We start from the raw sequence: 12,586 nt of genomic DNA, 5'->3' as shown, positions 1-12,586 counted from the left end.
TCTTACTTCCACAGCGGGGAAGGATATACGCCGTCCTCGACCAATGCCTTGAACCCAGCCATTACAGGTTCTTTATCTTCATGGTACGTTACGCCCATCCACGTGTCATTTGTCGTTAATACCTCAACGGACAATTTTCCTTCGGTAAGACCCGTTCCCACAGCGGTCGGTAACAGCGCTTCGGATTTCAGCAGATTTTTGGGCACATCTTCACGGAAGAAGCGGTGTAAATCCTCTTGCAGGAAGGGCAAGAAGCCGGGATGGAATCCCCAGAAATTCATCGATACCACGTTCTCGCCGTCCAAATGCTGTTCAACGCCGTTTTCATCGGTAAAACGCGCGCCGTCGCCTTCCTTAAACAACTTGGTACGCTCCACAATTTTGACCAGCTGGTCATTTTCCACTTCACAAACACCACGAGAAACCGAGCCATGATCCGTCAGCGTATTTTTAATCTTAAAGCCGACCATGGCATGGTGATCCGACGTGATTCTATCGGAAGTCATGAAATCGTAAATTTGCCGATACGCTTCTTTACCGTAATAATCGTCTGCATTGATGACAGCGAAGGGCGCATCAATCACGTCTTTTGCCGCACAAATGGCATGTGTCGTTCCCCATGGTTTTTCTCTTCCTTCGGGGATGATGAATCCTTCCGGCACATCTTCCAAATCCTGATACACAATATGAATTTCGAGGTTTTTGGGCAGATGATCGGTCAAAATCTCATCAAACGCCTCACGATTTTCTTCTTTGATCACAAAGATAAACCGCTCAAAGCCGGCTTCCACCGCATCAAAAATAGAATAGTCGATGATGATCTCTCCTGTCGGACCGAGCGGATCAATTTGTTTCAGTCCGCCATAACGGGATCCCATACCGGCAGCCAGTACTAACAGAATCGGTTTCTTCTCCATATTCCCTCCCTTAAGTCACTGTATTGCTGTGTATTTCCTGTATTCTTGTCTTTCTTATCATAGCACAAAAAACCGCTTCTCCGCAGCCGTACACAGCAGAAATGCCACGTTTCTCCGTAACCTATGGTAAAATGAAAAGCAATCGAAACAGAAAGGAATTGTCCCATGAAACTGACGCCGGAACAAAAGAAAATTGTCCTTATCGGAATACGAATTGCGTCTTTTTCCCTTGTTTTAGGCTTTTTGCTTTATAACTTCCCCGTGCTGGTCAATATGCTGCTCACTCTTCTGCGCATTATTCAGCCGTTTCTTATTGGGCTTGTCTTGGCATTTATTGTCAATATCCCCATGCGCCGCATCGAATCGCTTCTTGCCCGTCTACCGCTGAATCCAAAAGTGACGCGCGTTCTGGCTATGCTCATTGCGCTTGCCATCATCGTCGCCTTCGTTTTCCTGGCATTTACGGTCATCATACCGAATGTAATCAATTCCATGCAGATTTTTATTCGGGCAATTCCGGATGTCCTGCGTAAAGCGCGCACGTTTGTGGAACACGCCGACTGGCTGGGTTCCCTGAGGGAAAGCATCAACGATGCCATCAACCAGGTCATGAGCAATGTCAACAATCTGTCACTGCAGGAGTTTATCGATACCTATTTCAAAGGGGTGGATATACAAACATTGATCTCGCAATTTGCGCAGAACCTGCTTACGCAGATTGGCTCGGTAATTAACATCGCAATGTCCTCTTTGCTGGCGTTTATCTTCTCGCTGTACGCCCTGTTAAGCAAAGAAAAGCTAAGTCGCGCTGCCAAAAAAATGATCTATACCTTTTTAAGCGAGCGCCACGCTGATGCGGTGATGTATGTCTCGTATACCGCATTCGACAGCTTCTATAATTTCTTTACCGGACAGTTTGTAGAGGCGCTTCTATTAGGTACGATGAATTATATTGGCATGAGTATGTTGGGGCTGGAATATGCGCTGATGATTTCGCTAATGACGATGCTGGGGGCGCTCATTCCTCTCGTCGGCGCCTTTATTGCTGGTCTTTTGGGCGCCTTCATGCTGCTGACCATTTCTCCGCTACACGCCATCACCTATCTGGTCTATCTCGTCTGTCTCCAGCAATTGGAGGGCAATATCATCTATCCGCGTGTGGTTGGGCAACAAACGGGGCTTCCCGGCATTTTGGTTCTGCTTGCCGTCTTGGTCGGCGCTGCGAGCTTCGGCTTTGTCGGCATGTTCCTCTTTGTTCCGCTGGTCTCGACAATACACACGATATTGATGGATTATACCGATCGGCGCATTGCGGAGAAACATTTGAATTTGGATCGGAAGTAATCTAAGACAAAAAAACACCCACTGTTGAAACAGCAGGTGTTTTTTTCGCTTTACACTCTTCGTTATAATACGCCATGAAACAAAGGCTCACTGATCACTTTTCAGTCATTTCGCTGGTCACTTTTCAGCGCATTGGTTTATAAGAAATAAAAAAAGCCGGAGTACCGCAATACTCCGACTCTGGCTCATCCTTTTTTTCGTTTATTCCCGTTCGTTCAGCAATTCCAAAAACGCAACCATCTTCTGCGCTTCCTCTGTGCGAGTCGTTTGATGCGCTAATGCCGTTCTTGCCCAATTCTCCGCCTGCTTAAAATCGGTTGCCACGCCACGACCTTCAATCAAATCATAGGCAATTTCTACCATGGCATTCGGATCTCCGGAATCGGCGCGCTTCATGTCCGTCTGTACTTCCAAGCTGGTCGTCAGGGGCGCAAAAAACGCATCAACGTCTTCCCCAAAAGGCGAAAGAGCCTTTTTCATCACTTCCAGAGCGCGTTCGTCCGTCCAAGTGGAAAAGTCTTGCTCATTCGAGGGAACCCATTCCGCCGAAAGCAGCTGGTCGCCGGAAGTCTGATAAATATGCTGTGTCATCCAGAGCATATCGATTTGTTCCTGCGTTATGTCATAATGCTTCTCCAAAATGGATAATGCGCCGGAGATGTCTGGATCGCGTTCCAAGCCGGAATACGGTTGACGAAACACCAAAAAGAAAAGCGCACGAAAACCGAGTCCGGAAAGATCGGGTCCCTCTTCTCCCGGCAAAAGCTGAACATCCTGCGCTTCCTTATCTTCCTTGAGAATAGAAAGAATGTACTGTTCCGCTTCCTTCTCCTCCATGTCGTCTCCGATAGCGCCGCTCAACGCACGACTAAGCACGGGCTGCACAGCTAACACACAGGCATCATGAATGAGTTGTGGAAAAGTGTAGGTAATCAACGTTCGCTCCTTTGGTTCACGCCATAACGAAAACTGGCTGCCGTTACCGAGTTTTATTCTACGGTCACGCTTTTGGCTAAATTACGCGGTTTATCGACATCTAAGCCACGCAACGTGGACTCATAATACGCCAAAAGCTGCATGGGCAACACCGAAAGGCTGTTTGCCCAAAGCGGATGAATCTCCGGAATTGTCATTACGTGCCCCACGTCCTCAAAGCCTTCCATACCTTCCATAATCAGCGTCGTTACGTCGCCTCCACGGGTCTTAACTTCCAACAGGTTAGACCTTGTCTTCTCCATGAGATCCGCTTGTGTAGCAATACCGATTACCGGGGTTCCTTCTTCAATAAGACTGATCGTACCGTGTTTCAATTCTCCGGCGGCATAGGCTTCGGAATGCAGGTACGAAACTTCTTTTAGCTTGAGACTCGCCTCGAGACAACCGGCATAATCCATTCCACGACCGACAAAGAACATGTGTTCTTTATTAAGAAAGCGTTCTGCCACTTTACTATACGCTTCCTCTTCGCGTAATATTTCGTCCATTTTTCGCGGAAGCGTCTTAAGTGCGCCAATTAACTCCTGGGCATCCTCTTCACGGATGCGTTTATGATGGAGTGCCAAATCCAGCGCAAAAAGATCCATCACTAACAGCTGACAGCTATAGGCTTTCGTCGTTGCGACCGCAATCTCCGGACCGGCAACCGTATAGATCACACGCTGCGCTTCGCGCGCAATCGAGGAGCCGACGACATTGACAATAGCAAGCGTCGATGCTCCCATCTCTTGGGCTTCCCTAAGTGCTGCCAACGAGTCTGCCGTTTCTCCGGATTGAGAAATGACCACCACGAGATCCCGTTTCGACAAAATGGGATGCCGATAGCGAAACTCCGAGGCAATGTCTGTCTCTACCGGAATGCGTGCGAGCGATTCCACAATGTATTTGGATACACACGCCACATGATACGCAGATCCGCAGGCAACAATATGGATACGGTCAAAGGAGTCATAAAACGCCGGTGTCAAATTCGCGCCATCAAAACGAATCCAACCATTCGGTTCCACAAAATGGCGAAGCGCATTAGCAATCACCACCGGCTGTTCATGAATCTCTTTGAGCATGAAATGCGCATAACCACCTTTTTCCGCAGCAGCGACATCCCAGTCGATATGCTGCTTCGGCATGGTGATGCAATGCCCCTCGGCATCGAAAAAGGTGATGCCTTTGCGCGTTAACTGCGCAATCTGATCATCCTCCATATAGTATACGTCACGGGTATGCTTCAAAATGGCTGGAACGTCCGAAGCTAAGAAGCTCGCCCCTTCTTTAACCCCTAAAATCATGGGAGAGTTCTTGCGCATGACCCAAATCTCGCCCGGACGATCCGCAAAGAGAATCGCCAGCGCATAAGAGCCGCGAATATGTTCTTTTGCCGCTTTCAACGCTTCGAGGGGATCCTTTTTGTCTGCATAGTAATAATCGATTAGCTTGATGCAAACCTCGGTGTCCGTTTCCGAATAAAACGTATAGCCTTTTTCGCTCAGCTCCTGTTTGATTTCCTTGAAATTTTCGATAATACCATTATGCACACCCACGACTCTGTCATCCGCCGAATAGTGCGGATGTGCGTTGATGCGCGTGGACTCTCCATGCGTCGCCCATCGCGTATGCCCGATGCCTTCGGTTCCCGACGGATTATGCTTCGCAATACAATTTTCCAAATTAACCAGACGCCCCTTCTCTTTTAGCACCGTAAAAGAGCCGGCGGCATTTCGTACAGCAACACCCGCAGAATCATATCCGCGGTATTCCAATTTTTTTAATCCGTCCAACAATACTTCCACGGCGGATGTGTTTCCAACATAGCCTACAATGCCACACATAGTTTCCTCCTGAAGAAGGCGCTACGCCTTCGTTAAGCATTTTATCATACTTTGCGCACGTCACACCATAGGCTGCCATCGTCCTGAATATGCCAAACTGCCGTGATACCGAGCCTTCTTTGCACCTCTTCTTCCCCATCGAGAATCGGATCGCAAACGAGGAGCGCACAAAACCGCTTGCTGCACTGAAAGATATAGTCCGCCGTCTTCTTACGCAGGGCCTCATCCAGTCCGGTAAAAGGTTCGTCGAGCAACAACAAATCTCCCGGCGAAAGCAGCGCACGCAGCAGCGCCAATCGTCGTTTCATCCCGCCGGAAAGTGTAGATGTCATCTTGTCCGCCGCATCTAAAAGTTCCAATGCCGCAAGCCCTTCCTCAATTTGCGTTTCGCTTAGCCCGACAAAGCGAAGATTTTCACGCACACTGTGCTGTTCCAACAGGCGGTTTTCCTGAAAGACAATGCTGCAGCGCAGCGCAGGATCTGCCCCATAAACGAGTCTTCCTTCGTCCGGTTCTTTTTCCGCAGCAATCACGTTGAGAAGCGTTGTTTTGCCTCTACCGGAAGGACCGCTTATCTGTACGCGCTCCTTGGCAAACAGAGCGGTCGATATATCTTGTAAAACCGCCTTCCCCGCAAAAGAAACGCCGACATGCTGCAAGGCGAACAGCATCGTTTTTTCTTTTTCCGCAAGCGAATGCGGATGATCAGCAAAACCGGATGTGCGCTCCTCCGGCGCATAGGACTGTCGCCGAATTACGCCAATACGCATCAATCGATTCGCCGTCTTTTTCCAGAGGAAAAGAAGAACCACCGTATTCGCATAGCTAATGAAAAGAATCACCGCCGTCCAGGCAAAAAGCGCAGGCATATCCAACAGAATTTTCGACTGAAAGAGAGCATCCCCGACACTGTTTGCCGAAAACGCAATCATTTCTGCCGCTACACCTCCTTTCCACGCCAAACCGGAGGCGGTTTGAAAAGCGGCACTCAAAAAAGGAACCACGCCAGGTAAAAGCACCCCTCGAAAACGACGGGAGAAAGGAACATGAAAACAGCGTGCCACCGTCAAAAGCGAATCGTCAACAGCTCTTCGTCCATCCCATGCATTTTGATATACCAATGGGAAAACGAGCAAAAAAACCACCAATAAAGCTAAATGTGCAGAAGGTAACAAAAACAAGGCAAAAACGACAAAACAGGCAACCGGTATGGCACGCATTCCCTGCACGGGAACAGCTAAAAATTGCGAAAGAATCGTGTTCTCTGCCGCAATCCAACCAAGAGCACTACCCAAAGCCGCTGCCAAAAGAAAACCGCCCAAAACATGAAGCTGCGATGTAACGATTCGCGAAAAAAACGTCGGTTCTGCCATCAGAGCACCCAGCGCCGTCAGGGTCTGAAACGGCGTGGGCAAAACGAGGGCGTTTCCAATGCTTCGTGCAAGCAGCTCCCAAAGAAGAAGCCAAAAGAGCCCGATGCCTGCCTCTTTTACCTTCGCCCTCATCTTATTTCGTTCCTTCCGGCAGATAGTAAAAATCTTCCGCCGGCAGGGTTCCGCCGATTGCTTTCGGATTCAACTGTTCCAAAATGCGCAGATAACCTTCCAGCTTGGTCTTCATCTCCTCGCCGGTGAGACAAACTATATTCGCATGGGGAATGGCTTTTGCAGCGATTTTTTCGGGAACAATGCCCAGGGCACCAATCACTTTTGACGCTGCCACCGGATCGGCATTCACCTTTGCCACCGACTCGGCAACGCGCGTTAACAAGTGAGAGATTTCCTCCGGATGATCCTGCACAACTTCCCGACGTGCGACAAGCACCCCCATAACCAGCGCAGAGGGGTGATTCTCCTCATGTTGTACAGCCTCCCACTCTGCCGTCAAATCCAGTGCGCGACGAAAATCGGAAAATTGGGCTTCTGCAGAAGAAACGAACGGCTCAGGCAATAAAGCGATGGCATCCTCGTTTTCGGCAAGCGCGGCGACCACTTCGGCATGTTCACTCTTCCATTCAAGAGAAATATCCTCCGGGCGAAGTCCATGCGCTTCAAGCAAATAACGCAGAACAAACTCTGGTGTCGATCCTTTTCCGGATGCCAGCACCGTTTTGCCTTTGAGATCCTGCATCATATGAGTACGATCTCCTCGCTCCACCAAATACAACACGCCCAGCGTATTGATATTAAGAACCTGTATGTCCCCCTTGGTTTTTGCATAAAGCACTGCTGCCAAATTGGACGGCACCGCCGCCACGTCGATTTCCTTCTTGAGCAGCAGCGGTACGATTTCGTCCGGCGCACCTAAAATGCGACTTTCCTGTACCGTCTCTCCCTGTTCGGAAGACGAAAGCACATACGCCATCCCCATAGATGTGGGTCCCTTCAGCGCAGCAAGGCGCAACTTCGTTTGCGTTGGGGGCATTTCTTTCGCTTCACTTTTCTCCTGCGTTTCTTCCCCTACGGAAGAAGACATTTCTCCCGTAGGCGCACTGTTGTTCGGCTCCTTAGGTGCTCTGCACGCCCCTAAGAAAAACACCATTGCGCACAACAACAAAGCAAAACGAAACGTTGACAATACACTCACGCCTTTATCTGATTTCATGCTCATCTCCTTTTTCTATTCGGTAACCTATCTTACGAGTTCTATTTTCTTTTTTCCCAACCGTATGCCTTGTTGAAAGGCACTTTTTTCGTTCCTATTGTACCCGATTTGTTCTTTCTTACCGCGTCTGTCGTTTTTTCGCAGGCTGTGATAACATATTCCCGTAGAATAAAGACGGTATGCCTTCCGAATCCATCGTTTGTTTTTTCTGTGGGAAAACGTCTCGGAAAGGCGGTTGCAGACGGCTCGGCGCAAAACGGCGAGCGTACCCCGTTCATCGAGGAGGATCTATGAAAGTACAGATTTGTACCGGCACGCGCTGTGTTTTTTACGGTGCTGACAACATCTTGGATAACGTCACCGACTTGAAAGAAAGTCTGTCGGAATACCCCAGCCTTCCCGAAGGCGCCGATTTTGAAATTGAGCTTTGCGCCTGCGATGGCACGTGCAAAACGTCCGAGAAGCGCATCGCGCCCGTCGTTACCATTGACGGGGAAAAAATGCTGAAAGCAACCAGTCCGCAGGTGATGGAACGTATTTTAGATGGCTTACAGGAGGGAGAATGAAATACAGCTACGTTGATGTCATTCGCCTTCGTCGTATGGCTTTTGCCAGCATTGCACGCATGGCATACAACGACGAAAACCTACACGATCTCTATGAAGAAACGTTCCGCGCCTTACCAGGAGAAGTTGCCCATTTTCGGGAGAATATCTTCCGTGAACGCGCCGTCTACGGCGAGCGTTTGCGCATGGCTTTGGGGCTTGATGCCAGAGCGGCCGATGTGACCGGCTCCATTTCCGAAGGCATCGAAAAAGTGGATGTTGCCACGCGCGTTCATCATCCCCCGCTGGTTTCGGTCATCAAAATCGCCTGCGAAGCGTGTCCGGAACGCCACATTCTTATCACGGATAACTGCCGTAAATGCTTGGCGCATCCCTGCAAAAACGCTTGTCCGAAAAATGCCATCTCCGCCGGTAAAACGAAAATGGTTATCGACCAAGAGAAGTGCATTAAGTGCAAAAAGTGCATAAAAGAGTGCCCCTATAATGCGGTTTTAGAAACAGGACGTCCTTGCGCACAAGCCTGCGGCGTCAACGCGATTGGTTCCGACTACCTTGGTCGTGCAGAGATTAACGAAGAAAAGTGCGTCAGCTGCGGCGCATGCATTGCTTCCTGTCCATTTGGTGCTATTGCGGATAAATCACAGATCTATCAGGTCATCAAAGCAATGAAAACGGATACGCCGGTGTACGGCATTATTGCGCCTTCTTTCACGGGACAATTCGGTTCGCTTACCCGTCCGGCGCAAGTGCGCGAAGCGATCCGCCAGCTTGGTTTTGCCGACGTAGTAGAAGTTGGCCTCGGCGCCGATTTAACTACGATGAACGAAGCAAAAGAATTTCTGCACAGTGTGCCCAGTGAACGCCCCTTTATGGGAACCAGCTGCTGCTACTCTTGGAAACTCATGGTACGTAAGAACTTTCCGGATTTGGATTCTCTCATTTCCGAAACGTCTACCCCCATGGTCTATACCGCACAGCAGATTAAAAAAGCGCATCCCGACTGCAAAGTCGTATTCATTGGACCCTGCCTCTCGAAAAAGCTGGAAGGCTTGCAACCTGCCGTACATGACCAGGTAGACTTTGTCATCACCTTTGAAGAGCTCATGGGCATGTTTGTCGCGAAGGAAATTGAACCATCCGCCATCGAAACCGAAGAGCCGTTCCAAGATGCGTCAAAGACGGGGCGCGGGTATGCTGTGGGCGGTGGCGTTGCCAAAGCCGTAGTCGCCCGTGCGAAAGAAATTGACCCGGATCGCGAAATTGAAGTGGAGGCGGTAGAAGGATTAGCCAACTGCGTGATGCTCATGCGCATGGCAAAAGCCGGACGAAAGAACGGTATGCTGCTGGAAGGAATGGCGTGTGAAGCCGGATGCATCGGCGGTCCGGGCGTAGTCGTTCCCCGTCATCGCGCGCGAAAAGCCAATGTCCAATTCTCGGCAGAATCCTCGTTTGCGTCTCCTTGGGACAACACCAATATCCCGCAGGAAGACAAACCGGTGTAAATCTTGCCGGTAAAAACGTAATACAAATAAGCCTTCCCTCAGCCACAATGCTCTTTTATAAAGCGAATACCTCGCTAAAAGAGAACGGGTTGAAGGAAGGCTTTTTCGTAGTCTACTGTTATAAACGGATCAGGCTCGTGCCGTTAACCGCAGAACTTTTAGCGCACCTGCGGAGCAGGCAACGGATACTTATTGCGATATGATTCAAAAGTCCGTCGAAAAGCCTCGCTCGACTTATCAATATGCGACTGATATTCATGCGCAAGGTATTTCTGGGTCGTGTATTGAATGACACTGATGCCAATGTTCGAACAATGGTCTGCTATACGCTCTAAACTGTTGAACATTTCGATGATGATGGGACCATTCATGGCACTGCATTCCCCATTCTGCAAACGGTCAATATGACGATGCGACAGCGTCTGGTTGATTTCATCAATACATTCTTCCAACGGCTCAATCTGAATCGCCTTGTCGTAAGAAAGACTTTCCAACGCCGTATAGCTATTCTGCACAATCTCTTTTACGGCATCCGTATACACCTTCAATTCGCGCGTTGCCAAAAGAGAGAATCGCTGCGGTGATTCCACACTCTTGAGTACCTGATCCGCAAGATTAATGCCATAATCACTTACGCGCTCAATATCATTGAGCGAATACATGAGAACCGTCAGCTTATGCGCGTCGTTATCCGACAACGAAGCCTTAGAGATTTTTACGCTGTAATCCTGCAAGGCATCCTCGTAGCGGTCGACCTGACGTTCCATCCATTCTATTTTTTCGTGTCGCTCCGGCGTATACTGTTCAATCAATAAAGCGGTCTCTTCAAATTCTTGTGTAGTGAGTTTCATCATCTGACACAGGACGGAATAGGCCTGCTGTACAGCAAAGTCCGGACGGTCCAGCAAACGCGGTTCAAGAAGGCGCAAATCCTGGTCGATGGCATCCACTTCCACCGGCGCTTTTTTGTCCACAATGAGCTTTTGCGACAGCTTCACCAAATGATCCGCAAAGGGATAGAGCATCACCGTTGTCGCAATGTTAAAAGTCGTATGAATAATAGCAATATTTACCGCATTCACCGTGTCATTCAAAAATGTATAGTGCAAAAACGCATTGCCCAAATAGAACACGCAGAGAAACAATGCCGTACCAATCACGTTGAAAATCAAGTGAATAATCGCCGCGCGCTTCGCATTCACCTCCGCGCCGATACTGGAAAGCAGAGCGGTAATACATGTACCGATGTTCTGCCCCATAATAACCGGAATCGCCGTACCAAAAGTAATCGCACCGGTGGAAGAAAGAGCCTGTAAAATTCCCGTAAAGGCGGAGGAAGACTGAATGAGTGCCGTAATTCCGATGCCCAAAAGTAATCCTAAAATCGGATTGGAGAAGAGTGCAACCACTTCAAAGAAAGCTGCAGAATTTTGCAAAGGCTCCATGGCGCGCATCATGGTCTCCATACCGAACATCAAGACAGCAAAGCCAAGAAACACGCCGGATTTTGCTTTTTTCGTTTCGTTTTTCGCCGTAAACAGAATAATGATGCCAATCATGGCAAGAATGGGAGAAAAGGAGCTGGGCTTAAGCATTTGAATGAGAAAACTGTCGCCGCGCAAACCGCTCAAACTAAGAATCCAGGCGGTAATGGTCGTTCCGATATTCGCGCCCATGATAATAGAAACCGCCTGCTTTAATTTCAGCACACCGGAGTTGACTAACGCCACCACCATGACGGTTGTCGCCGAGGAAGACTGGATGACGGCGGTTACGCCTGCACCGAGCAGCACGCCTTTGAACTTGTTGGACACCAGCCGCTCCAACAGGCTTTCCATTTTGCCGCCGGAAACAACGTTCAATCCGTCGCCTAATATCGACATGCCAAAGAGCAGCATACTCAAGCCGCCCAATAATTCTAAGTAATCAAATAGCGTCATGGTTCCGTCGTTCCTCTCGTGATTCGCATCGGCTCTTCATGATTCACAGGCTGCATTCCTTTCGCAATTCGCATTTGTTCCTTACAAGCCTGCCCTCTTATTGTACATGAATTGAACGAAAAGTTCTTGAGAAGTTGTCGCTTTTCACGCTTCTTTAGACAAAAAGAAAGCCCACCTTGTGTTCTGTACACAAGGTGGGCTTATGGTCGTATGCGAATGGTACGCTGCCGATAGAAAATGTCCTACTCGACACGGTCACGAAGCAATCCCTCATTCGATTTCTTGCACAACACACATACCATCTTATCGCTTTTTAACCATTATTCTTCTTCGTTTTCTTTTCTCTTCTTACCGGACAGCGCAACGAGACCGGTTACCGAAGCCGCCATCGAGAGAATCGACCATCCCAGTACGATATCGCCCGTTTTGGGTGTTGCGCCCTTCTTCGCACGTACTCGTACCACGACCTTTACTTCTTTAACCGTTCCATCCGGATACGTCACCACAATGACCGCATCCTTATCGCCCGGCTTCGAGGTATCGACCTTATTCTTGAACTTATAGGTCGTTCCCTCCGGCATCTGCTCTTTATTCTTGATGCCGTCTTCCGCCTTCGGCGTTTCGCCCGGATTCACGATGATATCCTGCCCAATGGGATCCTTTGTATTCGGTTTCGTTCCGGGGTTCGTTCCCGGATCTGTGCCCGGATTCGGTTTTGTTCCCGGATCTGTCCCCGGATTCGGGTCTGTCCCCGGATTTGGATCCGGTTTTGGCGTAACCGGCTTTTTCTTATACGTCGCCGTATAGTCTTTTGCCGTTACCGCGCCGTCTTTCGGTACTGCCGGATCCCATGCGTCAAAGACCTTCGTCGCATCCTTGTAGTTTGCTTTC

Annotated in this window: 10 protein-coding genes; 3 read left to right on the top strand and 7 right to left on the bottom strand. The window is 49.2% G+C overall.

Annotation, left to right across the window (positions count from 1 at the left end; all coding sequences use genetic code 11):
• Nucleotides 1–2: 2 nt before the first annotated feature.
• Nucleotides 3–917: a sugar phosphate nucleotidyltransferase gene (locus RDL68_RS01310; RefSeq protein ID WP_308539864.1), complete on the bottom strand. Its 915-nt coding sequence runs from the start codon at nt 915–917 to the stop codon at nt 3–5.
• A 165-nt stretch (nt 918–1,082) separates the two neighbouring features.
• Between RDL68_RS01310 and RDL68_RS01305 the strand changes: the two genes are divergently transcribed.
• Entirely contained in the window at nt 1,083–2,261 is a 1,179-nt protein-coding gene (locus RDL68_RS01305; protein WP_308539863.1) for an AI-2E family transporter, read from the top strand.
• Between the two features lie 201 nt (nt 2,262–2,462).
• Here RDL68_RS01305 and RDL68_RS01300 read toward each other — a convergent pair whose 3' ends face one another.
• From RDL68_RS01300 to RDL68_RS01285, 4 genes are read right to left on the bottom strand one after another with little or no spacing between them, the layout of a single operon-like run.
• Nucleotides 2,463–3,197 carry a hypothetical protein gene (locus RDL68_RS01300; protein WP_308539862.1) on the bottom strand — a complete coding sequence of 245 codons (735 nt, stop codon included), beginning with the start codon at nt 3,195–3,197 and terminating at the stop codon, nt 2,463–2,465.
• Between the two features lie 53 nt (nt 3,198–3,250).
• Nucleotides 3,251–5,083, bottom strand: coding sequence for a glutamine--fructose-6-phosphate transaminase (isomerizing) (gene glmS / locus RDL68_RS01295; RefSeq protein ID WP_308539861.1), 1,833 nt, complete (start codon nt 5,081–5,083; stop codon nt 3,251–3,253).
• A 44-nt stretch (nt 5,084–5,127) separates the two neighbouring features.
• Nucleotides 5,128–6,588, bottom strand: coding sequence for an ATP-binding cassette domain-containing protein (locus RDL68_RS01290; RefSeq protein WP_308539860.1), 1,461 nt, complete (start codon nt 6,586–6,588; stop codon nt 5,128–5,130).
• 1 nt (nt 6,589) lies between these two features.
• On the bottom strand, nt 6,590–7,687 hold the full coding sequence (locus RDL68_RS01285; RefSeq protein ID WP_308539859.1) for an MqnA/MqnD/SBP family protein: 1,098 nt from the start codon (nt 7,685–7,687) through the stop codon (nt 6,590–6,592).
• 179 nt (nt 7,688–7,866) lie between these two features.
• Between RDL68_RS01285 and RDL68_RS01280 the strand changes: the two genes are divergently transcribed.
• Together RDL68_RS01280 and RDL68_RS01275 are read left to right on the top strand one after the other, a co-directional pair.
• A complete protein-coding gene (locus RDL68_RS01280; RefSeq protein ID WP_308539858.1) occupies nt 7,867–8,253 on the top strand; it encodes an NAD(P)H-dependent oxidoreductase subunit E in 387 nt (128 codons plus the stop codon).
• Nucleotides 8,250–9,755, top strand: a complete 1,506-nt coding sequence (locus RDL68_RS01275) for a 4Fe-4S dicluster domain-containing protein (RefSeq protein ID WP_308539857.1) — start codon at nt 8,250–8,252, stop codon at nt 9,753–9,755. The genes RDL68_RS01280 and RDL68_RS01275 overlap by 4 nt, the downstream gene beginning before the upstream one ends.
• Nucleotides 9,756–9,913: 158 nt before the next feature.
• Here the strand turns inward: RDL68_RS01275 and RDL68_RS01270 are convergent, their stop codons facing one another.
• Together RDL68_RS01270 and RDL68_RS01265 are read right to left on the bottom strand one after the other, a co-directional pair.
• The gene (locus RDL68_RS01270; protein WP_308539856.1) at nt 9,914–11,695 is read right to left on the bottom strand and encodes a Na/Pi cotransporter family protein; all 1,782 of its coding nucleotides are present in this window, start codon (nt 11,693–11,695) and stop codon (nt 9,914–9,916) included.
• A 320-nt stretch (nt 11,696–12,015) separates the two neighbouring features.
• The coding region (locus RDL68_RS01265) for a Rib/alpha-like domain-containing protein (protein WP_308539855.1) at nt 12,016–12,586 on the bottom strand (571 nt) is incomplete at its 5' end.

Origin of the sequence: uncultured Murdochiella sp. (assembly GCF_902488755.1) — a bacterium.
Taxonomy (GTDB): domain Bacteria; phylum Bacillota; class Clostridia; order Tissierellales; family Peptoniphilaceae; genus Murdochiella.
The sequence above is the reverse complement of the archived record's forward strand: the minus strand, read 5'-3'. Positions and strand labels throughout refer to the sequence as shown.